This window comes from Streptomyces sp. AMJ-169, from assembly GCF_055597585.1.
The window spans coordinates 240,421-266,226 of sequence record NZ_JBVLTJ010000012.1 but is presented as its reverse complement, the minus strand read 5'-3'; the positions used below and the strand labels follow the sequence as shown (position 1 = coordinate 266,226).

At 71.2% G+C, this 25,806-nt stretch carries 23 protein-coding genes, 1 tRNA gene and 1 pseudogene; 13 read left to right on the top strand and 12 right to left on the bottom strand.

Annotated elements, in window-relative coordinates; genetic code table 11:
- Positions 1-208 precede the first annotated feature (208 nt).
- Complete coding sequence (locus ACYUD3_RS28315; RefSeq protein WP_470975603.1) at positions 209-490, top strand: hypothetical protein; 282 nt, start codon at positions 209-211, stop codon at positions 488-490.
- Positions 491-842: 352 nt separating this feature from the next.
- Positions 843-2,065 (top strand): annotated as a pseudogene (locus tag ACYUD3_RS28310) (IS701 family transposase).
- 263 nt (positions 2,066-2,328) lie between these two features.
- Here ACYUD3_RS28310 and ACYUD3_RS28305 read toward each other — a convergent pair.
- The 4 genes from ACYUD3_RS28305 to ACYUD3_RS28290 form a co-directional block, all read right to left on the bottom strand.
- Positions 2,329-3,078: a DUF6227 family protein gene (locus ACYUD3_RS28305; RefSeq protein WP_470975601.1), complete on the bottom strand. Its 750-nt coding sequence runs from the start codon at positions 3,076-3,078 to the stop codon at positions 2,329-2,331.
- A 237-nt stretch (positions 3,079-3,315) separates the two neighbouring features.
- Entirely contained in the window at positions 3,316-4,482 is a 1,167-nt protein-coding gene (locus ACYUD3_RS28300) for a L,D-transpeptidase (protein ID WP_470975738.1), read from the bottom strand.
- Positions 4,483-4,682: 200 nt separating this feature from the next.
- Positions 4,683-5,708 carry a P1 family peptidase gene (locus ACYUD3_RS28295; RefSeq protein WP_470975598.1) on the bottom strand — a complete coding sequence of 342 codons (1,026 nt, stop codon included), beginning with the start codon at positions 5,706-5,708 and terminating at the stop codon, positions 4,683-4,685.
- 5 nt (positions 5,709-5,713) lie between these two features.
- The gene (locus ACYUD3_RS28290; protein ID WP_470975596.1) at positions 5,714-6,982 is read right to left on the bottom strand and encodes a low temperature requirement protein A; all 1,269 of its coding nucleotides are present in this window, start codon (positions 6,980-6,982) and stop codon (positions 5,714-5,716) included.
- Between the two features lie 53 nt (positions 6,983-7,035).
- Here ACYUD3_RS28290 and ACYUD3_RS28285 point away from each other — a divergent pair, with 53 nt between their 5' ends.
- A complete protein-coding gene (locus ACYUD3_RS28285; RefSeq protein ID WP_470975593.1) occupies positions 7,036-7,218 on the top strand; it encodes a hypothetical protein in 183 nt (60 codons plus the stop codon).
- A 43-nt stretch (positions 7,219-7,261) separates the two neighbouring features.
- On the opposite strand, the gene mscL is transcribed toward ACYUD3_RS28285, so the two are convergent.
- The 6 genes from mscL to ACYUD3_RS28255 form a co-directional block, all read right to left on the bottom strand.
- Positions 7,262-7,738 carry a large conductance mechanosensitive channel protein MscL gene (mscL, locus tag ACYUD3_RS28280; RefSeq protein WP_470975591.1) on the bottom strand — a complete coding sequence of 159 codons (477 nt, stop codon included), beginning with the start codon at positions 7,736-7,738 and terminating at the stop codon, positions 7,262-7,264.
- 138 nt (positions 7,739-7,876) lie between these two features.
- Entirely contained in the window at positions 7,877-8,515 is a 639-nt protein-coding gene (locus tag ACYUD3_RS28275; protein WP_470975588.1) for a hypothetical protein, read from the bottom strand.
- 173 nt (positions 8,516-8,688) lie between these two features.
- Entirely contained in the window at positions 8,689-9,522 is an 834-nt protein-coding gene (locus tag ACYUD3_RS28270; RefSeq protein ID WP_470975586.1) for an S-methyl-5'-thioadenosine phosphorylase, read from the bottom strand.
- Positions 9,523-9,615: 93 nt separating this feature from the next.
- Entirely contained in the window at positions 9,616-9,924 is a 309-nt protein-coding gene (locus ACYUD3_RS28265) for an FmdB family zinc ribbon protein (protein ID WP_470975583.1), read from the bottom strand.
- A 67-nt stretch (positions 9,925-9,991) separates the two neighbouring features.
- The gene (locus ACYUD3_RS28260; RefSeq protein ID WP_470975580.1) at positions 9,992-11,284 is read right to left on the bottom strand and encodes an MFS transporter; all 1,293 of its coding nucleotides are present in this window, start codon (positions 11,282-11,284) and stop codon (positions 9,992-9,994) included.
- Positions 11,285-11,585: 301 nt separating this feature from the next.
- Positions 11,586-13,160, bottom strand: coding sequence for a potassium/proton antiporter (locus ACYUD3_RS28255; RefSeq protein ID WP_470975578.1), 1,575 nt, complete (start codon positions 13,158-13,160; stop codon positions 11,586-11,588).
- 217 nt (positions 13,161-13,377) lie between these two features.
- On the opposite strand from ACYUD3_RS28255, the gene ACYUD3_RS28250 reads away from it, so the two are divergent.
- Complete coding sequence (locus ACYUD3_RS28250; RefSeq protein WP_470975575.1) at positions 13,378-16,173, top strand: penicillin acylase family protein; 2,796 nt, start codon at positions 13,378-13,380, stop codon at positions 16,171-16,173.
- Between the two features lie 108 nt (positions 16,174-16,281).
- Here the strand turns inward: ACYUD3_RS28250 and ACYUD3_RS28245 are convergent, their stop codons facing one another.
- Positions 16,282-16,896 carry a 5-formyltetrahydrofolate cyclo-ligase gene (locus ACYUD3_RS28245; protein WP_470975572.1) on the bottom strand — a complete coding sequence of 205 codons (615 nt, stop codon included), beginning with the start codon at positions 16,894-16,896 and terminating at the stop codon, positions 16,282-16,284.
- Between the two features lie 93 nt (positions 16,897-16,989).
- Between ACYUD3_RS28245 and galU the strand changes: the two genes are divergently transcribed.
- The 8 genes from galU (at position 16,990) to ACYUD3_RS28205 (ending at position 23,813) form a co-directional block, all read left to right on the top strand.
- The gene (gene galU, locus ACYUD3_RS28240; protein WP_470975570.1) at positions 16,990-17,901 is read left to right on the top strand and encodes a UTP--glucose-1-phosphate uridylyltransferase GalU; all 912 of its coding nucleotides are present in this window, start codon (positions 16,990-16,992) and stop codon (positions 17,899-17,901) included.
- Entirely contained in the window at positions 17,898-19,220 is a 1,323-nt protein-coding gene (glp, locus tag ACYUD3_RS28235) for a molybdotransferase-like divisome protein Glp (protein ID WP_470975567.1), read from the top strand. Before galU ends, glp begins: the two co-directional genes overlap by 4 nt.
- 170 nt (positions 19,221-19,390) lie before the next feature.
- Positions 19,391-19,870 carry a cyclic pyranopterin monophosphate synthase MoaC gene (moaC, locus tag ACYUD3_RS28230; protein WP_470975564.1) on the top strand — a complete coding sequence of 160 codons (480 nt, stop codon included), beginning with the start codon at positions 19,391-19,393 and terminating at the stop codon, positions 19,868-19,870.
- The gene (locus ACYUD3_RS28225) at positions 19,867-20,376 is read left to right on the top strand and encodes a MogA/MoaB family molybdenum cofactor biosynthesis protein (RefSeq protein WP_470975561.1); all 510 of its coding nucleotides are present in this window, start codon (positions 19,867-19,869) and stop codon (positions 20,374-20,376) included. The genes moaC and ACYUD3_RS28225 overlap by 4 nt, the downstream gene beginning before the upstream one ends.
- Before the next feature lie 26 nt (positions 20,377-20,402).
- Entirely contained in the window at positions 20,403-21,077 is a 675-nt protein-coding gene (locus ACYUD3_RS28220) for a GNAT family N-acetyltransferase (protein ID WP_470975558.1), read from the top strand.
- A 173-nt stretch (positions 21,078-21,250) separates the two neighbouring features.
- Complete coding sequence (gene sepX / locus ACYUD3_RS28215; protein ID WP_470975556.1) at positions 21,251-22,657, top strand: divisome protein SepX/GlpR; 1,407 nt, start codon at positions 21,251-21,253, stop codon at positions 22,655-22,657.
- 93 nt (positions 22,658-22,750) lie between these two features.
- Positions 22,751-22,824 (top strand) — tRNA-Ala (locus tag ACYUD3_RS28210).
- A 188-nt stretch (positions 22,825-23,012) separates the two neighbouring features.
- Positions 23,013-23,813 (top strand): GNAT family N-acetyltransferase, encoded by an 801-nt coding sequence (locus ACYUD3_RS28205; protein ID WP_470975553.1) that lies wholly within the window; start codon positions 23,013-23,015, stop codon positions 23,811-23,813.
- Positions 23,814-24,078: 265 nt separating this feature from the next.
- Here ACYUD3_RS28205 and ACYUD3_RS28200 read toward each other — a convergent pair whose 3' ends face one another.
- Positions 24,079-24,552 carry a GNAT family N-acetyltransferase gene (locus ACYUD3_RS28200; protein ID WP_470975550.1) on the bottom strand — a complete coding sequence of 158 codons (474 nt, stop codon included), beginning with the start codon at positions 24,550-24,552 and terminating at the stop codon, positions 24,079-24,081.
- 423 nt (positions 24,553-24,975) lie between these two features.
- Here ACYUD3_RS28200 and ACYUD3_RS28195 point away from each other — a divergent pair, with 423 nt between their 5' ends.
- Positions 24,976-25,779 carry an exodeoxyribonuclease III gene (locus ACYUD3_RS28195; RefSeq protein ID WP_470975547.1) on the top strand — a complete coding sequence of 268 codons (804 nt, stop codon included), beginning with the start codon at positions 24,976-24,978 and terminating at the stop codon, positions 25,777-25,779.
- The last annotated feature ends 27 nt before the right edge of the window (positions 25,780-25,806 follow it).

Here is a 25,806-nt window from a genome sequence, read left to right as displayed (position 1 = left end):
CACCGACTTCGACATCCAACTCCGCTCACCTCCCTTCCCGCACCGCCCTCTCAAGAGGAGCGCCCAGGGCGTCGTACGCCCCCTCCGCGCCTCCCGCGCCTTTCACAACTCCCGCGCCCCGTATGCGCGTTTAATACCTCCCGCGATCCCTGGGGTATCCATCACGATCCGCGGCAAAAGTCACGAACTGTGGTGTCTACTGGTTTTCATGCCCGAGCACCTCTCCTTCTCCCAGCTGGCCGGCCTGACCGCCCTCACCCTGGCGACCGTCGCCTGGCTGGCTCTCCTGACCCGCGTCCTGCGCCGCACCCGGACGCAGCGGTCGTACGGGCCGACCCTGCGCACCACCCCTCTCCGCTATCGCCCCGACGGCCTTCCGGCCCTGCCCCGTCAGCGCCGCAGCGGACCGGACGCCGAAGCCGTCCGCCTCACGCCGGCTGAGGAGTACGCCTTCGCCCTGCTGGTCCGCCGGCTGGCCGACGATCTCTGAGCGGGACCTCCGTTCTCCCGCCCACACCCCCTCATCGGTCCGGCCCCGCCGATCGGTTCACGGTTCCGTCCACGAATTTCGGGATCGCCGGATCGCGCGTTGCAGGGGCACGGGAATCGGCTGCGCAGGAGCGGATCGCGCAGGACTCCGCCGGGGCTCACGGGCAGGCCGGGCCGCGAAGTGCCATACGGGATCTAATACTCCAGCAGGATTTCGCTGTCTGAGCTGGTCTTTTCGCCGGGTGGCGGGAGTGTAGCGGGGCTTGGGTCGTGCGGGGGCGGTCTCATGGAGACCGCCCTTCGATCGTGCGACACCGCCGCAGGTAGTGACAGCGGCGGGGCAGCCTCCGAGGGTGATCACCGAGTCTGCCGCCGCGCAGTGGGACCTCGAACTGGACGATCTCTTCCTGGCCATCGGGCACCGCTTCGGCCGAGTCGAGCTCCGCCGCCGCATGCGGGACTACGTGCGAGGGCTGCTCGCCCCGGTCGCCCGCAAGAACAGCTGGCAGCTGGCCGAACAGGCCGGCCATTCCACCCCCGATGGCCTGCAACACCTCCTCGCCGGATCGAAGTGGGAACCCGATGACATCCGCGACGACCTGCAGGAATACGTCGCCACCAAGCTCGGCGAGACTGGCGGCGTCCTGATCATCGACGACACCGGATTCATCAAGAAGGGCACCACCTCCGCCGGAGTCCAGCGCCAGTACTCCGGAACCGCAGGCCGGACCGAGAACTGCCAGATCGGCGTCTTCGCCGCCTACGCCTCCGCCTGCGGCAGGGCTCTGGTCGACCGTGAGCTCTACCTCCCGAAGTCCTGGACCGAGGACCGGGAACGCTGCCGCACCGCAAGGGTCCCCGACGAGCGGGAGTTCGCCACCAAAGGCGAACTGGCCCGGCACATGGTGCTGCGGGCCCTGGCCTCGCCACTGCCCATCACCTGGGTCACCGCGGATTCCGCCTACGGTCAGGACAACCGGTTCCGCCGGCTGCTGGAACAGTCGGGGACCGGCTACGTACTGGCCGTCCCCAAGTCCCAGTTCAGCGTGGGCTGTTCACGGATCGAGGGCCTGTTCGCGCAGGCCCCGGACGAGGTATGGGAGAAGATCTCCTGCGGCGACGGCGCGAAGGGGCCCCGCGTCTATCACTGGGCGGCGGTGCGGCTGCCTGCCGTCGCCGAATTCGACTACCAGGACGAGGTCCCTCACCGGATGCGGTGGGCACTGGCCGGCGCAGCATCAGCAGGCCCGACGAGATCGCCTACTACCTTGCCTACACGCCCCTCCAGGTCACCGTCCAGGAGCTGGTGCGGGTCGCCGGGACGCGCTGGGCGATCGAGGAGTGCTTCCAGGCCGCGAAGAACGAGTGCGGCCTGGATCAGTACGAGGTCCGCCGCTACGTGGGCTGGTATCGGCACGTCACTCTGGCCATGCTCGCTCACGCCTTCCTGGCCGCCACGGCACACCAGCCCTGCGAAAAGGGGGCGGAACCGGTGAGACGCCCGGGGCCGTCGGGCTCACAGTGGCGGAGGTTCGGCGACTCCTGGCAGCTTGTCGTGCCCGGCCCCCACACCTGAGCGGACACCGCGGACGGCACCACGCGCTGAGCTGGTCGAACTGGCGCCGCCGACGCCAGGCAGTCGCCCGCCGCTGTCACTACCTGCGGCGGTGTCGCACGATCGAGGGGCGGTCTCCATGAGACCGCCCCCGCACGACCCAAGCCCCGCTACACTCCCGCCACCCGGCGAAAAGACCAGCTCAGACAGCGAAATCCTGCTGGAGTACTAAGAGTTGAGGGCGTACAGGGCCCGTCGCGCAGCTCGCCACGCGCCCCCTCGCGTCACCAGAACCGGGACGCCCGCCGCTCCATCGCCTCGTGGGCCTCGTCCGCCGTGAGGTACACCTCGCACATGTGCCGCCCGTCCGGCGTCGCCGTGTGCTCGACCTCCCAGAGGGAGACCTCCTGGCCGCCGGGGAGCAGGAACGCGTGCTCGTAGAGGGCGAAGGAGACGCCGGGGCGGACCGCGCGCAAGGGGCGGCCGAAAGCCTGGGTGATCTCGTGCGCGCACGACGTGGCCAGCAGCGCCGCCGTCTCCGGGCCCGGCCGGTCCCCGTTCTCCGCCCGGCGCAGCAGCCGCCGCGCATGGTCCGCCGAGTCGTCCCGCACATACACGCGCCGCGGCAGCGGCAGCTCCGTCAGCTCCAGGAGCACCGGCGGCAGGTCGAACTCCGGCGAGTCCACCGGCAGCGGCAGCCGCGCGGTCGCCGTGCGCAGCTCCTCCTCGTCCACGTACACCTCGTGCTGCGCCTCGCCGTTCGCCGTGACGTTGTGGACCAGCTCCCACAGCGTCAGCGGGGAGCCGTCGGCCAGCAGCCAGGTGTGCCGGTACGTCTCGCGGTGCAGCCCCGCACTGTGGTGGGCCGAGTGCAGCGCACTGGCGTGCGCCAGCGCGCACTCAAGCCGCCGCAGCGCCTCGTCGGGCAGCTCGAAGGAGTTCAGGGCACGGCCCAGGAGCCGCGCGAGGTGCTCTTCCGGAGACTCGGGCGACTCGTATGGTTCGTACGCCGCCATCTCGTACGGAACGCTCAAGGTTTCTCCCGGCGTTGCTGCATGTCACCTTGTGGGTGCATACCGTAGCCCCTCGCCCGGGCATCGTGTCCGGGAACGAGGAAACGTACGCCGGGTAAAACGCACCGACCGCCCGAGAAGTTCCCGAGCGGCCCGACATGAACGGCTCCGCGTGATACGGCGCCTCGCGGCACACCCCGCGCCGCACGCCCCCCAGCGGGGCGCGCTCCCCGGAGCGCGCCCCCTCGATCAGCTCCCTCAGGCCGCGCTCCCCGCGGTCCACTCGGCCCACGGCATGTTCCACCCGTTGAGCCCGTTGTCCGGCGAGACCGTCTTGTCGGGCGAGTTCTTCACGATCACGACGTCCCCGATCAGCGAGTTGTCGTAGAACCACGCGGCCGGCGTGTCCCCCTGCCCGCCCCGCACGTCCCGCATGCCGACGCAGCCATGGCTCGTGCCCTGCTGCCCGAACGGCGGGTTCGACGGGTTGTACCAGTAGTTGCCGTGGATGAACGTCCCCGACGTCGTCAGCCGCATGGCGTGCGGCACGTCCGGGATGTCGTACTCGCCGCCCAGGTTCACCGTCTGGCTGTTCATCCGGGTCTGCTCGAACTTCTCGGAGATCACCATCTGGCCGTTGTACGTCGTGTGCTGCGCGCTGCCCGTCGACACGGGGATCGTCTTGAGGGTCTGCCCGTCCCGTACGACCGTCATGGTCTGCGTGTTCGCGTCCACCGTCGAGACCTGCGCGCGCCCGACCGTGAACGTCACGGTCTTGTTCTGCACCCCGTAGACCCCGTTCGCGCCCTGCACGCCGTCCAGGTCGATCTTCATCGTGACCTTGGAGCCGGCCTTCCAGTACTCCTGCGGCCGGAAGTCCAGCCGCTGCGTCCCGAACCAGTGCCCCACCACCTGCTGGCCGCTGCTGGAGGTCACGGTGATGTGCGACTGCACCGTCTTCCGGTCGCTGATCTCCTTGTCGAAGTTGAACGACACCGGCATGCCCACACCGACCGTCGTCCCGTTGTCCGGGGTGTACGTCCCGATGAAGCTGTTCGCGGACGTCACGGTCGTGAAGATCGCGTTGGCCGCCGCGGGCCGCCCGCTGCTGTCCTTCGCGGTCGCGGATATCTGGTACTTCGTCCCGCGGTCCAGCTGCTCCTTCGGCTTCCACGACGTCCCGTCGGCCGCCAGCGTCCCCGGCACCGCCTGCCCGCTCGCGGCCACCGTCATCGTCACGGCGGTCAGCGTGCCGTCGCTCACCTTCACCCCGGTCGTGTTGATCGACGCCCCGGTCGAGCCGTCCTGCGCGGAGATCGCTATCTTCGCCACCGACTCCTTCGCCGAACCGCCGCCCCCCTTCCCGTCGTCGGTCTTCGCCTTGGCGCTGCCCCCGCACCCGGTCAGCGCCAGCGCCCCGGCCACCAGGACGGCTCCCGCCCCCAGCGCCCGCCGAGCCCGACCGTACGACGTCGTCACAACCCGCTCCCGCTCCATGTGAAGTGTGTGCTCCCCTCCGCTGCACGCGGCCCTCCCGCCGCACAAGGGAAGAGCCCTCCGCCACCGAACCGGGTTCCCACGAAAGCGACTTCACACCAGCACGTGACAAAACCGCGACAATCACCTCACCCATAGAGCTCCCCGTACGACGGCCACGCGCCCCCCGGACCGGCCACCCCCCGCGCCGCCCGCACGGCCTTCACGATCGCCCGCGTCACCACGTCCGCCCCCGCCGCCAGCACCTCGTTGAGCGCCAGCGGATCGTCCTCGTCCGCCCCCGCGCGCGTACCCGTCGCCAACGCGAACACCGTGTCCCCGTCGTTCAGCAGATGCACCGGCCGCACGGCGCGCGCGATCCCGTCGTGCGCCGTCCCCGCCAGCTTCTGCGCCTGCGCCTTCGACAGCACCGCGTCGGTCGCCACCACCGCCAGCGTCGTGTTCAACGGGGGCAGGGCGTTGCGCTCGGCCGACTCGGCGAGCGCCCGCCGCGCGGCCTCGTGCACCCGCTCCGGCGGGAGGACGACGATCCCCTGGGCCAGCTCCCCGTACAACGCCCCGGTGCCCGGCTCCAGCGCCGAGCCGACCGCGTTCGCCACGACCAGCGCGCCCACGGTGATCCCCGACCCGAGCCGTACGCTCGCCGTCCCGACGCCGCCCTTGAGCCCGCCGAGCACCGCCCCCGTCCCGGCCCCGACGCACCCCTGGGCCACCGGTCCGCCGCTCCCGGCCGCCGCGGCCGCCTCCACCGCGGCCCGCCCCATGGCCGCGTCCGGGCGGGCCCGGAAGTCGCCGCCGCGCCCGAGGTCGAAGACACAGGCGGCCGGCACCACCGGCACCACGTGCTCCGGCAGCGGCCCGACCCGCACCCCGCGCGCGTGCTCCTCCAGCCAGGCCATCACCCCGGACGCCGCGTCCAGCCCGTAGGCGCTGCCCCCGGTCAGCACGACCGCCTCCACCCGCCGCACCACGTTGCGCGGGTCGAGCGCGTCCGTCTCCTTCGTCCCCGGCCCGCCCCCGCGCACGTCCACGGCGGCCACCGCACCGCCCTGGGGCGCGAGCACGACCGTCGTCCCGGTCAGCCACCCGTCCCCGGCCCGCGTCGCATGCCCGACCCGCACCCCGGCCACGTCCGTCACCGCGTCAACTGTCATACCGCTCAGTGTCCTTCCCCCACGGGCCGTACACCGCCGCTCTCCCCGGCGGCCGTCCGCGCGGTCAGCGTCACCCCGGTCGCCACCGCGCCCGCCGCCACCAGCCCGGCCGCCAGGACCGCCCAGTGCCCCAGGAACGTGCAGCACAGCACCAGAGCCGCCGTGACCGGCAGCACCGCCTGCTGGGCCGCGCCCACCTTGAAGTGCCGTGCGTGCAGCGCCCAGACGCTCAGCAGGTACAGCGCCGCCGGCACCGTCACGGCAGCGGCGGCGCCCGTCGCCGGCAGATGCGCCTTGCCGACGGCCTGCTCCGTCGCCACCTCAAGGCCCGCGCCGATCGCGGCGGCCGAGGCGAAGACCAGGTAGTGGCCGTAACCCCACAGGAACGCCTGGTCGTTGGAGCGCAGATGGCCATGGACGGGCGTCACGAAATAGATCCACCAGGCGGCGAACACGATCAGCAGCCCGCCCGCCGCGATCGGCAGCAGGTCACCCAGCGCCTCGTGCTCGTCCGCCGCCGACTTCACCGCCACCGTGGCCGCCGCGATCGTCTCGCCCAGCACGATGATCGTGAACAGCCCGTACCGCTCGGCGATGTGATGCGGATGCCACGCCGTCTGGAAGTCCCGCTCGGCGAACACCGGAACCCCCAGCTCCACCAGCACCATCACCAGGAACACCCACCCGCGCGCCCCCTGCGGCAGCACCACCAGGCCCAGCCAGCCGACCTGACACAGCAGCACACCCCCGGCGTACCGCAGCGCCGTCGTCCGCTCCGCGCCGCGCGCCGCTCTGGCCGCCCGCAGCCACTGGGCGGCCATCGCCAGCCGCATGATCAGGTACCCGAGCCACACCAGCACGAAGTCCTGCCGGTCGAACGCCCGCGTCACCCCGGCGGCCAGCACCAGCACCCCCGCGATCTGTACCAGCGTGACCACCCGGTACAGCGCGTCGTCGTTGTCGTACGCGGAGGCGAACCAGGAGAAGTTCATCCAGGCCCACCAGATGGAGAAGAACACCATCGCGTAGTGCAGCACCCCGTGCCCCGCGTGCCCGTCCGCGACCGCGTGCACCAGGCCGACCCCGGCCTGCGCCACCGCCACCACGAAGCAGAGGTCGAAGAACAGCTCCAGCGGGGACGCCACCCGGTGCGTCTCCTCCCGCCCCCGCGCGGTCAGCCGCCGCAGGGGCCGCCCGGCCGCCGCCTCGGAAGGGGCGCCGTGAGCTGTGGGGGAGGGGCCGGGGGGACCGGAGGGGGCGGGGCTGGTCGTCATGCCCCTCAGCACAGCAGACGGCCCCCCGCGCCGCACCCCCGTACCCTGGAGGGATGAGCACCCCCTCCGCCGCCGCGCCCCGCGACCCCAAGGCCGCGCTGGTCTTCGACGACCCGCTGGACCGCCAGTCGTCGGACGACACGGACCGCGGCCGGGGCGAGGCCTCCGGTGCGGGCGTGGACGCGGCGGCCGACCTCAAGCGCTTCCTCGACGAGAAGCCGCCCCACCACCTCTGAGCCCGGCCCCACCACCTCCGGGCCGCGCCGCCCCTCAGGCCCGCTACTGCTCGCGGTGCCCGGTGCCCCGCTGGGCGACCAGGGCGTCGCGGATCTCCTTGAGCACCTCCAGCTCGCTGACCTCGATGACCTCCTGCGCGCCTTCCTTGGCCTTCTGCTGCGCGGTGCGCCGGGCCAGGTACTTCGACATCGGCAGGACCATCAGGAAGTACACGACCGCCGCGGTGATCACGAAGTTCAGCGCGGCCCCCAGCACCGAACCCCAGAGGATCATGACGCCGCTCTGGACCGAGCCGTCGGCCGCGAGCTTGCACGGCGCCTTCAGGCAGGAGCTGTAGCTGTCGAGGTTCTTCGTGCCGATCGCCCCGACCAGCGGGTTGATGACGCCCTTCACCACCGAGTTGACGATGTTCGTGAAGGCGGCGCCGATCACCACCGCCACTGCCAGATCGACGACGTTGCCACGCGTCAGAAAGGCCTTGAAGCCCTCCCAGACGCCGGACCCCTTCTTTTCGCTCACCTCGGTGACTCTCCTCACATGCACAGACTGTGGAACAAACAGCTCCGCAACCTACGGCACCGCGTCCCCGACGTGTCCAATTCCCTCCCTCGATCGAGGGACTTGACACAAGACGCCCACATACCGGACGGGAGACGGTCACCACAGCGTCACCGCCAGCCGGGCCGTGGCCCCCGCGCCGGCCAGCCCCGCCGCCGTGGCACGGGGCACCGAAAGGACGACCAGCGCACCACCGTCGGCGCTCCCACCGACCGGCTCGGGCACCTTCGACACCAGCGCCCCGCGCGCCACGTACCGCGCGGTCCCGCCGCCGGCCGCCGTCTCGTCGGCCGCGATCACATCGACCCGGTCGCCCGGCCGCAGCAGCCGTACGGTCTCGGCGTCGGCGATCCGCACGGGCGCGGACACCGTCCGGACCGGAGCCGGCGGGGCGGGCGCCGGGGGAACGGGAGCGGTCCGGCCGCTCGCCGCGCGGGGAGCGTCCTCGGGGTGCCCCCGGCTCCCCTCGGCGCCGCGCGGCCCCGCCGCCACCAGTGCGGCGGCGGTCACCGCGAGCCCCAGGACCAGCGCCGGCCTGCGCTGCCGTACGAACCCGTGCAGCAGATACCGCCCGCCGCGCACCCGCACGGGCGGGAAATGCGGCACCTCGCGGGTGGCGGGAGTGTCCGGACCGGGCGGCAGGACGCCGGCCGGTTCCGGCGCGGGAGGGGAGGCGAAGGGGGAGGGGGACGGGGCTGCCGTAGGGGCCGGCACGGGGGTCGGCATCGGAGTCGACATGGGATCACCACCTGTCACGAGAGCGGTCCGCGTGACCTGTGGAAACGGATCACGCAGTCCGCGACAACGGCTTGCCCGACCCACGATCCGGCTTCCCGCCCCGACCCCGCCGAAGCCTGTGGACCACCCCGCCCCTGTGGAAAACTCCGCCACCCGAACGAGTCGTTCCGCCGCTACGGCAGCGCGAACCCCGGCTCCAGACTGCCCAGCGCGTTCACGCAGAGACAGTCCCGCTCCCCGGCCGCCGGCAACTGCGACACCGTGTCGAACAGCACTCCCCGCAGCCGGTCCACGTTGGTGGCGAACACCTGGAGAACCTCGTCGTGGGACACGCCCTCACCGGTCTCGGCGCCCGCGTCGAGGTCGGTGACGAGGGTCAACGAGGTGTAGCAGAGTTCCAGTTCACGGGCCAGGGCGGCCTCGGGGTGGCCGGTCATGCCGACGATCGACCAGCCCTGGGCCTGGTGCCACAGGGACTCCGCGCGGGTCGAGAAACGCGGCCCCTCGATCACGACCAGCGTCCCGCCGTCGACGGGCTCCCAGTCCCGCCCGCGAGCCGCCTTCAGAGCCGCCGTCCGACCGGCGGGGCAGTAAGGGTCGGCCAGGGAGACGTGGACGACATTGGGGACAGTGCCGTCGGGCAGCGGCAGGCCGTCGAAGTAGGTGCCCGCGCGGGACTTCGTCCGGTCGACGAGCTGGTCGGGCACCAGGAGCGTCCCGGGCCCGTGCTCGGGGCGCAGCCCGCCCACCGCACACGGCCCGAGGACCTGGCGCACCCCGACCGAGCGCAACGCCCACAGGTTGGCCCGGTAGTTGATGCGGTGCGGTGGCAGATGGTGCCCGCGCCCGTGCCGGGGCAGGAACGCGACCTTCCGGCCGGCGATCTCACCGAGGAAGAGCGAGTCGCTGGGCGCCCCATAAGGTGTGTCGACGCTGACCTCGGTCACGTCGTCGAGGAACGAGTAGAAGCCGGATCCGCCGATCACGCCGATCTCTGCATTCGTCATGATCAGAACAGTAGCGACGTCCCCCGGGGGAGCGGCAGATGCCGAGGACCCCGTTGTCGTACGACAACGGGGTCCTTCGGGAAGTGAAGTGCCTTACGCGGCGGTCGTGCTGGAGGACGACGAGGACGACGGCTTCGAGTCCGAGGACGTCGTGGAGGACGACCCGGAGGCGGGCGTCGACGACGTGGACGGCTTCGACGCGGCCGGCGAGCTGCTCGACGACGAGCCGCGGCTGTCGTTGCGGTAGAAGCCGGAGCCCTTGAAGACGATGCCGACCGCGGAGAACACCTTCTTCAGGCGGCCGTTGCAGCTGGGGCACTCGGTCAGGGCGTCGTCGGTGAACTTCTGCACCGCCTCAAGGCCCTCGCCGCACTCGGTGCACTGGTACTGGTAGGTCGGCACTGTCTTCCTCCTGGCACTCTCACTCGATGAGTGCTAACGACGGTCCATAGTGACGTATTCCCGTGGATCAGTCCACTGCCACCGGCGCGCGGTGACCGACGCCACGTGCGACCGTACGCCCGCGCGGGTGCGCCACCAGCCGGGAGCGCAGCGCCAGCAGGGTCCCCAGGGCGAGGATCGTCCCGCCCATCGGCACCAGGAATCCGGAGCCGCCCCAGAAGCGGTCCTCCAGCTGTCCGGCGACCGTGACGGCCGCCGCCTGCCCCAGGGCGACCGCGCCGGTCATCCAGGTGAACGCCTCCGTCCGCGCGGCGGCCGGGACCAGGTCCTCGACCAGGGTGTAGCCGGTGATCAGCGCGGGCGCGATGCACATGCCGACCAGCAGCCCGAGGCCCGCCAGCAGCGCCACCGAGTGCGCCGCCCACAGCCCGGAGGCGACGAGGGCCAGCGCGCCGTACCCGACGAGCAGCCGGCGCCGGGGGGCGACCTTCCAGGCGATCGCGCCGCAGACGATGCCCGAGAGCATGTTGCCGGCCGCGAAGACGCCGTACAGGACGCCGTTGAGGCCCGGTTCGCCGATGGACTCGGTGAACGCGGCCAGGGAGACCTGCATGCCGCCGAAGACGGAGCCGATGCCCAGGAACGCGACGATCAGCACGCGCACGCCGGGGACGTTCAGGGCGAAGGCGTGCTCCACGCGCGCGGGGTCGTCGGCCGCGACCGGCGGCTGGGTGGCCTTCTGGGCGGCGAACAGCAGCCCGCCGATCAGGGTCAGGGAGGCTTCCGTGACGAGCCCCGCGGCCGGGTGGACGGTCGTGCACAGGGCGGTCGCCAGCAATGGGCCGAGGACGAAGGTCAGTTCGTCGGTGACGGACTCGAAGGCCGCCGCCGTCGGCAGCAGGGGCGAGTCCTTCAGGGTCACGCCCCAGCGGGCGCGCACCATGGGCCCGACCTGCGGCACGGAGGCCCCGGTGGGCACGGCCGCCGCGAACAGCGCCCACAGCGGCGCGTGGGCCAGCGCGAGCGCCGTCAGGGCCAGCCCCGACGCCGTGTGCACGAGCACGCCGGGCAGCAGCACCGCGCGCTGCCCGTAGCGGTCGGCGAGACGGCCGCTGAGGGGCGCGAACAGGGCCATGGAGACGCCCGTGACGGCCGCCGCGGCGCCGGCCGCGCCGTAGGAGCCGGTGGTGTGCTGCACGAGCAGCACGATCGACAGGGTGAGCATCGCGAACGGCTGCCGCGCCGCGAACCCCGGCAGGAGGAAAGTCCACGCACCGCAGGTGCGCAGCAGTTGCCCGTAACCCGGGCGGGAGGACGACGACGAACCCTTGGACGACTCGTCGGTGACCGTGGACGCCACGGCCCGTGCCTTTCTGCCGCCTGGTAGCGCGACCCCCTGGGAGGGGCGGCCGAGAGCTGTCCTCTTGCGCGGACTGCGGTAGATGCCAGGCCCCTGTCAAAGGGGCGTTCCGGCCGCCATACGGTCGCGCCAGCTCTGCGTCAGGCAGAGTTGGTCCGATCAGAATGCGTGCTCATCGTACAGGGACCGGCAGGCCTGTGGCCTGTGAAAGTGAGCACCGCGAAACGTTCCCTTAACCGTCAGCGGAACGTCATCCCGCGCGCGGGACGGCCACGACGCCCCCGCGCGCGGGACACCGCCCTCAGTCCGTCCCGCCCGTCCCCAGCCACCCGGCCAGCTTGCCGCCGTGCCCCACCGCGCGCAGCCGCTTCTCGGCCGCGTCCCGCACGGGGTCGGTGGCGACAACAAGGAGCTCGTCCCCGTGGCGCAGCACGGTCGTCGGCAGGGGCACGAACGACGCCCCGTCCCGCACGACGAGCGTGACCGCAGCCCCAGGGGGCAGCCGCAGCTCGCTGACCTCGACGCCGTGCATCTTGGAGCCCTCGGGGATCGCGACGGACAGTAGATGGCCGCGCAGCCGCTCCAGGGGCGCCGACTCGATCCCCAGGTCGGTCGCCTCCGTCCCCTCGCCCAGGCGCAGCTTGCGGGCGAGCCAGGGCAGCGTCGGCCCCTGGACGAGCGTGTAGACGACGACCAGGACGAAGACGATGTTGAAGATCCGGTGGTTGCCGTCGACGCCGTTCACCATGGGGATCGTCGCCAGGATGATCGGCACCGCGCCGCGCAGCCCCGCCCAGGACATCAGCGTCTGCTCCTGCCAGGGCACCCGGAACGGCAGCAAGCACAGCAGGACGCTCAGCGGGCGCGCGACCATCGTCAGGATCAGGCCGATGATCATCGCGGGCCAGAAGTCGTCACCCAGGTCGTGCGGGGTGACCAGCAGGCCGAGCAGGACGAACATGCCGATCTGGGCGATCCAGCCGAGTCCTTCGGCGAACCCGCGCGTGGCGGGCCAGTGCGGCAGCTTGGCGTTGCCCATGACCATCGAGGCGAGGTAGACCCCCAGGAAGCCGCTCCCGTGCGCGAGGGAGCCCGCCGCGTACGACGTGACGGCGATGGCCATGACGGCGATCGGGTAGAGGCCGGAGGCGGGCAGGGCGATGTGCCGCAGCCCCCACGCGCCCGCGAAGCCGACCGCGAGCCCTATGGCGGCGCCGATGGCCAGCTCCAGAGCTATCTCGGCGAGCAGCATGTACCAGTGCTCGACGGGCCCCGCGGTGGAGAAGGCGACGACCAGGATGACGACGGGCGCGTCGTTGAAGCCCGACTCGGCCTCCAGGGTGCCCGTCACCCGCGCGGGCAGCGGGATGCGGCGCAGGACCGAGAAGACGGCCGCCGCGTCCGTCGAGGACACCACCGCGCCGATGATCAGCGCCTGCCGCCACTCCAGGCCCACCAGGTAGTGCGCCGCCGTGGCCGTCACGCCGACGCTGACCGCCACGCCCGCGAGCGCCAGCGCGGAGGCCGACGGCAGCACGGGCCTGATCTCCTTCCACTTCGTGCCCAGGCCGCCTTCGGCGAGGATGACGACCAGGGCCGCGTAGCCGATGACCTGGGTCATCTCGGCGTTGCTGAAGTGGATGTCGCCGATGCCGTCCTGGCCCATGAGGACGCCGATGCCCAGGTACACGAGCAGGCTGGGAAGCCCGCTGCGCGAGGAGATCCGGACCGCTGCGACGGCGACGAGCAGGACGAGCGAGCAGATGAGCAGGAGCTGGTTGAGGTGGTGGACGGTCAGCGACGGAATCCTTTCGTGGCGCGCGGGGTGCGGCGGAGACCCGTACGCACACACCCGCGCGCGGGTGCACAGGTACATCGGACATGAAGCACCGACGCCGCACATCCAACTACTTCGTTACCTTACCTAACTCTTGACGATTTCTTGACGCTGTCCAAGGCGTGATCCACCCTTCCCGTCCGCCCGTTCCCGACTCCGAGTCAAGTCCCGCCGGACCCTGCGCCTATGGTTGCTCCAGCGTTCATTCAAAGTCACAGCCCGACCTGCCGCTCGCGTTAGGACAGCAAGGACAGCGATGCCCCCCAACACCACCGCCACATCGGGTGACAAGCCCGGCAAGTCCGGCAGGAAGAAGGGGCGCAAAGCCCGCCTGCTCGTGATCATCCTGGTGCTGGCGGTGATCGGCGGCATCGCCTACGGCGGCTATTGGTCGGTCAGTACCGTCCGCGCGTCGTTCCCGCAGACCTCGGGAGAGATCACCTTGCAGGGCCTGTCCGGCCCCGTCGACGTCAAGCGCGACGGCTACGGCATCCCGCAGATCTACGCCTCCTCCGACGAGGACCTGTTCATGGCGCAGGGCTACGTCCAGGCGCAGGACCGGTTCTACGAGATGGACGTCCGCCGGCACATGACCTCCGGGCGCCTGTCCGAGATGTTCGGCAAGGGCCAGATCAAGAACGACGAGTTCCTGCGCACCCTGGGCTGGGACCGCATCGCCAAGGAGGAGTACGACAAGACCCTGTCGGCCTCCACCAAGAAGTACCTCCAGGCCTACGCGAAGGGCGTCAACGCCTACCTCAAGGGCAAGGACGGCAAGGACATCTCCCTGGAGTACGCCGCCCTGGGCTTCACCAACGACTACACCCCGGCCGAGTGGACCCCCGTCGACTCGGTCTCCTGGCTGAAGGCGATGGCCTGGGACCTGCGCGGCAACATGCAGGACGAGATCGACCGCGCGCTGATGACCAGCCGCCTCGGCCCGAAGCAGATCGCCGACCTGTACCCCGAGTACCCGTACAGCCGCAACCAGGCGATCGTCCAGGAAGGCCAGTACGACGAACTGACCGGCAAGTTCGAGAGCGGCAGCAGCTCCGGCTCCGGGACGTCGACCGGCTCGGGAAGCTCCAGCGGCCTCTCCACAAGCGGCGGGACCACTTCCGGGGCCAAGACCTCGGCCACCACCTCCTCGGCCCTCCAGAGCCAGCTCTCGGGCCTCTACGACGTCCTCGACGATCTCCCGACGGCCGTCGGCGTGAACGGCAACGGCATCGGCTCCAACTCCTGGGTCGTCGCCGGGAAGTACACGATCACCGGCAAGCCCCTCCTCGCCAACGACCCGCACCTGTCGGCCTCGCTGCCGTCCGTCTGGTACCAGATGGGCCTGCACTGCCGCACCGTCTCCAGCACCTGCCAGTTCGACGTCACCGGCTACACCTTCGCGGGCATGCCCGGCGTCGTCATCGGCCACAACCAGGACATCTCCTGGGGCATGACCAACTCCGGCGTCGACGTCACCGACCTCTACCTGGAGAAGATCACCGGCGACGGCTACGAGTACGACGGCAAGGTCCTGCCGTTCACCACGCGCGAGGAGACCATCAAGGTCGCCGGCGGCAGCTCCAAGAAGATCGTCGTACGGCAGACCAAGGACGGCATGCCGCTGCTCTCCGACCGCGACGACGAACTCGTCACCGTCGGCAAGCGGGCCACCGTCTCCACCGCCGCGCCCGACCGCGGCGACGGCTACGGCGTCGCCCTGAAGTGGACCGCCCTGGAGCCCGGCACCTCCATGGACGCCGTCTTCGCGATGGACAAGGCGTCCGACTGGGACGAGTTCCGCGACGCGGCCAAGCTCTTCGACGTCCCCTCGCAGAACCTGGTCTACGCCGACACCAAGAACCACATCGGCTACCAGCTGCCCGGGAAGATCCCCACGCGCGGGAAGAACCACGACGGCTCGATCCCCGCCCCCGGCTGGGACTCCAAGTACGCGTGGACCGGCTACATCAAGTTCGACGAACTGCCCTACGAGCACGACCCCGCGCGCGGGTACATCGTCACCGCCAACCAGGCCGTCGTCGACCCCGACAAGTACCCCTACACGCTGACCACCGACTGGGGCTACGGCACCCGCAGCCAGCGCATCACCGATCTGATCAAGCAGAAGATCGAGGGCGGCGGCAAGATCTCCACCGACGACATGCGCCAGATGCAGCTCGACAACAGCAGCGAGATCGCCAAGCTGCTCGTGCCCAAGCTGCTGAAGACCGACCTCTCCGACCCGGACGTCCGCGAGGCCCAGAAGCTCCTCCAGGGCTGGGACTACACCCAGGACGCCGACTCGGCCGCCGCCGCCTACTTCAACGCGGTCTGGCGCAACATCCTCAAGCTCGCCTTCGGCAACAAGCTCCCCAAGGAGCTGCGCGTCGAGGGACAGTGCCTGTGGGTCGACCCGGTCAACACCACCGGGCCCGTCGACGACACCACCAAGGTCCGCGAGTGCGGCCAGCGCGACGCCGACCAGGCCCAGCCCGACGGCGGCGACCGCTGGTTCGAGGTGGTCCGCAACCTCATGAGCCAGCCCGACAGCGACTGGTGGAAGACCCCCGCCTCCGGCACCCGCCCCAAGGCCGACAACATGAACGAGCTCTTCGCGCGCGCGATGATCGACGCCCGCTGGGAGCTGACCGCCAAGCTCGGCAAGGACATCGACACCTGGAGCTGGGGCCGGCTGCACCGCCTGTTCCTGAAGAACCAGACCCTGGGCACCGAAGGCCCCGAGTTCCTGCGCTACGTCCTCAACCGCGGCCCCTGGAAGCTCAGCGGCGGCGAGGCCGCGGTCAACGCGACCGGCTGGAACGCGGCCGGCGGCTACGGCGTCGTCTGGGTGCCGTCCATGCGGATGGTCGTCAACCTCGACGACCTCGACAAGTCCAAGTGGATCAACCTCAGCGGCGCCTCGGGACACGCCTTCAGCGCCCACTACACCGACCAGACCGGCAAGTGGGCCAACGGTGAACTCCTCGACTGGTCCTTCTCGTCGAAGTCCGTCGACGCGAGCACCAGCGACACCCTCACCCTGAAACCGTGACCGTCACCCCCGCTTGACGAAAGGGCCCTCCACGCGCGTGGAGGGCCCTTTTCCGTAGCTCGCTTCCGGCGTACGTCGAGACGATTCCGTTGCGTCGATACGTCTACGTCACGACGATACGGTCCCGAACCGACGTACCCCCGACGGTGTCACCACCGCGTGCACCGGACGGTCGTGCTCCTCCGCAGGCACCCGCGCGAGCACCTCCCCGTCGTACAGCAGCACCACCAGAGCCGCCGCCGACCCGGCCCGCTCCAGGCGCGCGAGGACGCGGTCGTACGAGCCGCCGCCGCGCCCCAGCCGCATGCCGCGCGCGTCGGCCGCCAGGCCCGGCAGGAGGACCACGTCGGCGCCCGTCACGGCGTCCGCGCCCAGGCGGGGCCCGGACGGCTCCAGGAGGGCCATCCGGGAGCCGTGGCGGACCTCCGTGAGAGAGCCCGGGCCGTCGTACACGCCCCAGTCCAGGTCGTTGTCCGGCAGCAGGGCGGGCAGCAGGACCTGCACGCCCCGCGCGCGCAGCGCGTCCAGGAGCGCTAGGGTGCCCGGTTCACTACCTACAGAGACGTACGCGGCCACCACGCGCGCGTGCGCCAGCTCCGGCAGCTCCAGCGCGCGCGTGGCGAGCGCCGCGGCGTGTTCTCGCACGTCGTCCGATGTCAGCGCGTTCCGCGCGGTGAGCAGTTCCCGCCGCAGCGCACGCTTGTCGGTCCCGAAAGGACTCATCCACCACTCCCGCCCAGTTGTCATGCGCTCATATGAGAATCACCGCTTTGGTGCCACAGAATCCTCCCAAGGGCACCGGATAGGCTGATCGGCATGACTCAGTCGCACCCCCGGATCAGCAAGGCTGTCATCCCCGCGGCCGGCCTCGGCACCCGGTTCCTGCCCGCGACCAAGGCCACTCCCAAGGAGATGCTGCCGGTCGTGGACAAGCCCGCGATCCAGTACGTGGTCGAGGAGGCCGTGTCCGCCGGTCTCGATGACGTCCTCATGGTCACCGGCCGCAACAAGCGGCCCCTTGAGGACCACTTCGACCGCAACTACGAGCTGGAGTCCGCGCTGGAGAAGAAGGGCGACGCGGGGCGCCTCGCGAAGGTCCAGGAGTCCAGTGACCTCGCGACCATGCACTACGTCCGCCAGGGCGACCCCAGAGGCCTCGGGCACGCCGTCCTGTGCGCCGCCCCGCACGTCGGCCAGGAACCCTTCGCCGTCCTCCTCGGCGACGACCTGATCGACCCCCGCGACCCCCTGCTCCAGCGCATGATCGAGGTCCAGGAGCAGCACGGCGGCAGCGTCGTCGCCCTCATGGAGGTCGCCCCCGAGCAGATCCACCTCTACGGCTGCGCGGCCGTGGAAGCCACCGTCGAAGGCGACGTCGTCAAGGTCACCGGCCTGGTCGAGAAGCCGGACCCGCAGGACGCCCCGTCGAACTACGCGATCATCGGCCGCTACGTCCTCGACCCGGGCATCTTCGACGTCCTGCGCACCACCGAGCCCGGCCGCGGCGGCGAGATCCAGCTCACCGACGCCCTGGAGCAGCTCGCCCAGGACGAGAAGGCCGCGGGCCCCGTCCACGGCGTCGTCTTCAGGGGCCGCCGCTATGACACCGGCGACCGCGGCGACTACCTGCGTGCCATTGTCCGACTCGCGTGCGAACGTGAGGACCTGGGCCCGGACTTCCGGACCTGGCTCCGCAGTTACGTCACCGAGGAGTTGCAGCCGCGTTGAGCACCGCCGCGACCCGCCCCGCAGGCCAGGGCCACCTGTGGACCGTGGACGAGCATCTCAAGGATGTCCTCGCCACCGTCCGCCCCCTGGAACCCATCGAGCTGCAACTCCTCGACGCGCAAGGCTGCGTCCTGGTCGAGGACGTCACGGTCCAGGTCTCCCTGCCGCCGTTCGACAACAGCTCCATGGACGGCTACGCGGTGCGGGTCGCGGACGTGGCCGGCGCGAGCGGCGAGTTCCCGGCCGCCCTGGAGGTCGTCGGGGACGTCGCGGCCGGCCAGGCCGACCTGCTGCACGTGGGCCCCGGACAGGCCGCCAGGATCATGACCGGCGCCCCGCTGCCGCCCGGCGCCGAAGCCGTCGTCCCCGTCGAGTGGACCGACGGCGGGCTCGGCGGCGGCCCGGTCGGCTCCATGCGCGCGCGCAGCCTCGCCCCCGAGGACGCCACCGGGCACGTACGCGTGTACCGGCCCGCCCCCGCCCGCGCGCACGTACGCGCGCAGGGCAGCGACGTCCGCGCGGGCGATCGCGCGCTGGCCGCCGGCACGGTCCTCGGGCCGCCGCAGATCGCCCTGCTCGCCGCGATCGGCCGCGCGACCGTACGCGTGCGCCCGCGCCCGCGCGTGGTGATCGTGTCCACCGGCAGCGAACTCGTCCAGCCCGGCGAGGAGCTGGGCAGCGGCCGGATCTACGACTCCAACAGCTTCGCCCTCACCGCCGCCGCCCGTGACGCCGGTGCCATCGCCTACCGGGTCGGCGCGGTCGACGACGACCCCGAGACGCTGCGCGCCACCATCGAGGACCAACTGGTCCGCGCCGACCTCCTGGTCACCACGGGCGGGGTCAGCGTCGGCGCGTACGACGTCGTCAAGGAAGCCCTGTCGTCCGTCGGCGACGAGGACGAGGCGGGCAGCGGCATCGACTTCCGCACCCTCGCCATGCAGCCCGGCAAACCCCAGGGCTTCGGCTCCATCGGCCCCGACCACACCCCCCTGCTGGCGTTGCCGGGCAACCCGGTGTCGTCGTACATCTCCTTCGAGATGTTCGTGCGGCCCGCCATCCGGGTGCTGATGGGGCTCACCGACGTCCACCGGCCCACCACGCGCGCGCGGGTGGTCGCGGACAAGCCGCTGAACTCGCCCAAGGGGCGCCGCCAGTTCCTGCGGGCCGCCCACGCGGGCGACACCGTGCGGCCCGTCGGCGGCTCCGGCTCGCATCTGGTGGCCGCCCTCGCGCACGCCGACGCGCTGATCGTCGTCCCCGAGGACGTCGAACGCGTCGACCCGGGCACCGAGGTCGAGGTCGTCCTGCTCGGCTGAACCCGGCCATGTGGTGGGCGCCGAGGCGGTCGTACCGGAAAAACCGGGCGTACGCGCGCGTGCGCGGGGGCGCTCGTTCCGTCGTCCGCCGTGGCGAGGGGTACCGTGTCGCGCACAGCAGGCCCCGGGAGCCCTATCGCGCGGGGCCGTGACCGGGAGTGCCGTACAGGATGAGCACGCAGGACCGACTGACCCACATCGACGCGGCGGGCGCCGCGCGGATGGTCGACGTATCAGGCAAGGACGTGACGGCCCGCACCGCGCGCGCCAGTGGACGGGTCCTGGTCTCCGCGCGCGTGGTCGAGCTGCTGCGCGGCGAGGGCGTCCCCAAGGGTGACGCGCTGGCCGTCGCGCGGATCGCGGGCATCATGGGCGCCAAGCGGACCCCGGACCTGATCCCGCTCTGCCACCCGTTGTCAGTGGCGGGTGTGACACTGGATCTGTCGGTCGCGGACGACGCCGTGGAGATCGCGGCGACCGTGAGGACGACGGACCGTACGGGCGTCGAGATGGAGGCCCTCACCGCCGTCTCGGTCGCCGCGCTCACCGTGATCGACATGGTCAAGGCGGTCGACAAGGGGGCGGTCATCACGGACGTGCGGGTGGAGGAGAAAACGGGCGGCAAGTCGGGCGACTGGAGCCGGACATGAGCGGCGGGCCGTATCGCGCGCTGGTGGTGACCGCGTCCAACAGGGCCGCCGCCGGGGTCTACGCGGACACGGGCGGGCCGCTGATCGCCGAGGGCCTGAAGGGCTTCGGCTTCGCCGTCGACGGCCCCCAGGTCGTGCCCGACGGCGACCCCGTGGAAGCCGCCCTGCGCGCGGGCGTGGCAGCCGGCTACGACGTGATCCTCACCACCGGCGGCACCGGCGTCTCACCCACCGACCGCACGCCCGAGGCGACCCATGCGGTGCTCGACCGCGAGGTGCCCGGCATCCCCGAGGCGATCCGCGCGTACGGCCGCGAGAAGGTGCCCACGGCGGCGCTGTCCCGGGGGCTCGCCGGAGTCGCGGGCGGCACGCTGATCGTCAACCTGCCCGGTTCCTCCGGCGGGGTGAAGGACGGTCTGGCCGTCCTGGAGCCCCTGCTGATCCACGCCGTCGACCAGCTGCGCGGCGGCGACCACTCCAGATCCGGTCACGGGGGTGCGAGCTGAACAGCCCATCCTGGCCCGTCGAGCTGGTGGACGGCGACGTCGTCCTCAGGCCGATAAAGCTGCGCGACCAGCGGGCCTGGCGCGAGGTCAACCGGCGCAACCGGGATTGGCTGCGCCCCTGGGAGGCGACGATCCCGCCGCCCGCGCCCAGCGGGCCGATCGCGCACCGGCCGACCTACCGTCAGATGGTCCGCCACCTGCGCTCCGAGGCGAACGCGGGCCGCATGCTGCCGTTCGTCATCGAGTACCAGGGGCGGCTCGTCGGCCAGTTGACGGTCGCCGGGATCACCTGGGGTTCCATGTGCTCCGGGCACGTCGGCTACTGGGTCGACGAGTCGGTGGCCGGTCGCGGGGTCATGCCGACGTCCGTGGCGCTCGTCGTGGACCACTGTTTCCGCTCGGTCGGGCTGCACCGCATCGAGGTGTGCATCCGCCCCGAGAACGGGCCGAGCCGGCGGGTCGTGGAGAAACTCGGATTCCGGGAGGAGGGGCTGCGGCCCCGGTATCTCCACATCGACGGCGCCTGGCGCGACCACCTGGTGTTCGCGCTCACCGCTGAGGAGGTCCCCGAGGGGCTGCTCAGCCGCTGGCGCCGCGCACGCCCCCCGAGTGCGCCGCGCGGGAGCATGGCGCGTGACCACGAGAACGCGCCCCATGGTCACCACCGTGCGCCGGGGAATCCCACCGGACCGGGAAATTGAATAAGTGTTCGAAAATGATCGGGTGTTGATCGCTGACGCGTATTGAAGTTCGCCCCCTTTGTGGCCTGGTGATCAGATCGGTCACAAAAAAAGCTCGAAATATCAGCCAGATCGTGCGACACACCGGCCCAATTGGCGGATGGGCTCACGCAAACCCCTCTACGGTGTGAGGCGTGAGCAGCAGCGGCCTCATCTACGCAGTCATTGTCGGGGCCTGGGCCGCCTACTTGGTGCCGATGTGGCTCCGTAGGCAGGACGAGCTGAACGAGGCCCGTCCGACGGAACGCTTCAGCACAGCCATCCGGTTGCTGTCCGGACGGGCCGGGATGGAGCGCCGGTACGCCCGGGACCTACGGGCACGCTCCGCCGAGGCGGGGGAGCCCGACGCCGACCCGGACGCCGTCACCGAACCGGTGGACGTCCGGTCCTTCGCCATGCCTCCGGGCCGCCCCCAGGGGCACCCGGCGGCCACGAGGGACGGCCGGGACGGCGGCAAGTCGTCCGCGCGGGACGGTGGTTCCGCGCAGGGCGCTCAGGGACGAGAGCAGGGCGCCCAGGGACGAGAAACGCATTCCGCGCGGGAGGCGCACTCCGCGCCCGCGCGGGACGTTCACCGGGACGGGCATGTGGCGCCCGCGCGTGAGGCGCACGCCGCTCCGGTCCGGGAGCCACATCCCGCGCGCGAAGCACATGCGGCCTCCCCGCGCGAGGTCCACGCGGCCTCCGCGCGGGAAGCGCACCCTAATTCCGCGCACCAGCGCGTGCCGGCTGCCCGGCGTACCCCGGTCGCGCCCCAGGAGGCGCAGGCCGCCGCGCGTGCCCAGCGCACGAAGGTCCTCGCGCGCCGTCGGCGCACCACCATCATGCTGTTCCTCGCCTTCACCTTCGGCGCGATCGTCGCCGCCGTCGGCGGGCTCGCGTTCCTCTGGGCGCCCGGGGTGCCCGCCGTGATGCTCAGCGGCTACATCGCCTACCTGCGCACCCAGGAACGCCGCCGCTTCGCCTACCAGATGGACCGCCAGCGCGCCGAGGCCGCCGCCCAGCGCCTCAAGGAGCGCGTCGCGCAGCCGCACCGGCGCACGTCCGCCGCCACCCCCTCGGAGGCGTCCCTGGATGCCGCAGAGGAGCCCGAAACGGGCCCCGAGCCGGAGACCGACCCCGGGCTGCTGGCGCTCGCTGCGGACCGCCGCGCGCTCGTCGAGCAGACCGACCACGCCGAGTGGGTCGACCAGCAGCGCGAACGGCAGCGCCGCCCGGACCACGGCGACAGCTGGGACCCCGTCCCGGTGCCCCTCCCGACGTACGTCACCGCGCCGGTCGCCCCCCGCGCGACCCCCGACGTCGACCTGGGCGCCCCCGGCACCTGGAGCTCCGCCCGCTCCAGTGCCGTCGCCCCGGACCACGACACCGAGGACGACACCGCGCCCCAGGACGCCGCCCCTGACGACGGCCCGCGCGCGGACGACGGCGAGCGCACCGACCGCCGCGCGGCCTCGGCCCGCCGCTCCCGCGAGCGCGGCCGTACCCCGCTGTTCGACCAGTACGAGGACGGGGAGCGGCCCCGCGCGGCCAACGAATGACCTGCGGTCCGGCGCCCGCGCGGGCGCCGGTTCCCGCCCCGGGACGGATTTCCGGGCAGGTCGATCGGGGTGCTAGAGTTTCACTCGTTGCAAGGGCCTGTGGCGCAGTCCGGTAGCGCACCTCGTTCGCATCGAGGGGGTCAGGGGTTCGAATCCCCTCAGGTCCACAGCAACAACCTCTCTGTGAAGAGTGGTTGACAAGATCCCGTCCGATCGGAAGATCGGGCGGGATCTTTGGCGTTTCCGGGGTGTGGGGTTCGTGGGCTGGTGCCGGAGGTGTGGGTGACGGGGCATCATGTTGCGGAGGGTTGAAGGCTGATGCACTGCGCGTGAGTGCGGTGGGTGGGAGGGTGCTGTGGCGGAACTTGCGGATGTCGTCGAGTCGGTGGGGCAACTCACTTCGGGGTGGCGGGGGTTGGTGCTGGATCGGGATGCCGGCGCGGATGTGCGTGATCTGCCGGGTGTCGCCGTCCGTTGGGCCGACAGCCGGTTCGCCTTCTGGAACTGCGTCACGCTGACCGAGCCCGGGGTGGACGCGGAGCTGTTGGAGCGGCGGCTGCGGCAGGTGGCGGACATCATGCGCGAGAAGGAGCGGCCCGGGTTCCTGTGGCTGTTCGAGGGTCTTCTCGACGACGGGGCGCGTACGGAGCTCGCCGCCGCGGCCGAGCGGGCCGGGCTCGCGTACGGGTTCCCGGGCACCGGGATGGCTGCGGATCTGCTGCCTCTTCCCGAGCCCGGCCATCCTGATCTCACGTTCGTGCGGGTGGCCACTGACGAGCAGCTGCTGGCCTACGCGGATCTCAACTCCCGTGCCTACGGCTTTCCTTTGGAGGACGGGCGGGACGGGCTGGCCGGCTCCGGGCTGTGGAAGGAGGGGATCCATGCCTATCTGGGGCTGCGGGACGGTGTGCCGGTGACGTGCGCCGCTACGGTGGGGACGGAGGGCTGTCTGTTCGTCGTGCTCGTCGCCACCGATCCGCGGTGGGAGCGGCGTGGGTACGGCGAGGCTGTGACGCGTAAGGCTCTTTACGAGGGTGGGCGAGGTACTGGGCTCACCCGTGCCACTCTCCATGCGACCAGTGCTGGGGCGCCTGTCTATCTGCGCATCGGGTTCGAGCCGAACTCGCCGATCCATTTTTATGGGCTCAAGGGGTGAGGCGGGGTCTGGGGCGGGCTCGGGGGTTGGGCGGGCGTGGGTGTGCGTGCGCGCGTGCATGAGTGCGTGTGCGTGCGTGCCTGCGTGCGGAAAAGATTTGTGGAATTCGTCGGCGGATTCGTGAACCGGCCGGTGGGGGTGGAGCGATGAAGGGGTGTGGGCGGGGAAGCGGCGGAGCTGGAGTAAGGAGAGAAGGGTGAAGAGGGAGGGGGCAGCGTGATGGTGATATCGGAGGCGTGAGCCGGTCGTAGGCCGGCCGCCGGGGCTACAGCTGCTTCGCGAAGCAGAGGCTCGACTCGTACTCGCGGTAGTGGCCGAACTTGGTGCAGGGCTCGTAGCCGCTGGACTGGTAGAGGGCGACGGCCTCGGGCTGGGCGGTGCCGGTCTCCAGGACCATGCGGGTGCGGCCGGCGGCGCGGGCGTCTTCTTCGAGGGTGGCGAGGATACGGCGGGCGAGGCCGTGGCCGCGCATCTCGCGGATGACGAACATGCGCTTCAGCTCGGCGTCGCCGTCCTGGTGGCCTTCGGGGCTGCTGTCCTGGCTGCGCCAGCCGCCGGTGGCGACGGGGCTGTCGGAGGCGTCGTAGGCGATCAGGTAGAGGCCCTGGGGCGGGTCGAAGTCGGTGGGGGCCAGCTCGGTGGCGTCGCCGTCGCCGTAGCGCTCTTGGTACTCGGCCTGGACCATGTCGTTGAGCTTGGCGGCATCGGGGTGGTCGAAGGAGACGGGGCGTATGTCCATGCCGAGCACTTTACGGGGAGGGGATTTATGGAGGAGGTGGGTATCTGGAGCTGGGTATCTGGAGGTGAGTGGCTGGGAGAGGGAAAGGGGGCTGGTGTGGCTGGGGAAAGGGGCGGTGGGGAGAGCGGGGTGGTGAGAGAGAGGGGGGCTGTGGGGATAGCGGGATCGAGAGGGCGGCGGTGGGGACAGCGAGAACGGGAGAATGGCGCTGGGGGCAGCGGGAGCGGGGGAACGGCGGTGGGGGCAGCGGGAGCGGGGGAACGGCGGTGGGGGCAGCGGGATGTTGGGAGAAGGGGGGTGGTGAGAGGGGCGGTGGATTTCCGGGCTTCGTTCTGGGGGCCGGTATCGTTCCCGCCGTGCTGACTGTGACCTCGGACGGCGTGTTCTGATCGCTGGGTCACCCGGGAAGCAGAGGAGAGCGTTTTGCTGACTGTGACCTCCGTGAATGTGAATGGGCTGCGGGCCGCCGCGAAGAAGGGTTTCGTGGAGTGGCTCGCCGGGACCTCCGCCGATGTGCTGTGCCTCCAGGAAGTGCGGGCCGAGGAGAAGCAGTTGCCGGAGGAGGTGCGGGCGCCGGAGGGGTGGCATGTGGTGCATGCGCCGGCGGCGGCCAAGGGGCGGGCCGGGGTCTCGCTCTACAGCCGGCGGGAGCCGGACGCGGTGCGGGTCGGGTTCGGGTCCGCGGAGTTCGACGGGAGTGGGCGGTACGTCGAGGCGGACCTGCCCGGTGTGACCGTCGCCTCGCTCTATCTGCCTTCCGGTGAGGTCGGGACCGAGCGGCAGGACGAGAAGGTCCGGTTCATGGGGGAGTTCCTCGCCTATCTCAAGGGGCTTCGGGAGCGGGCCGCTGCTGAGGGGCGGGAGGTGTTGGTCTGTGGGGACTGGAACATCGCTCATCAGGAGGCGGATCTGAAGAACTGGCGGGGCAATACCAAGAACTCAGGGTTCCTGCCGGAGGAGCGGGAGTGGCTCGGCGGGGTCTTTGACGGGGCGGACGGGGGGTACGTCGATGTCGTGCGGGCGCTGCATCCTGGGGTTGAGGGGCCGTACTCGTGGTGGTCTTATCGGGGGCGGGCCTTCGACAATGACGCCGGCTGGCGGATCGACTACCACGTTGCTACGCCGGGGTTGGCCGGTAAGGCGGTCAAGGGGTATGTCGAGCGGGCGGCCACTCATGCGGAGCGGTGGTCGGATCATGCTCCGGTGACTGTTGTGTATGAGCACTAGTCTTCGGCGGCTTCGTTAGCTCTGGGG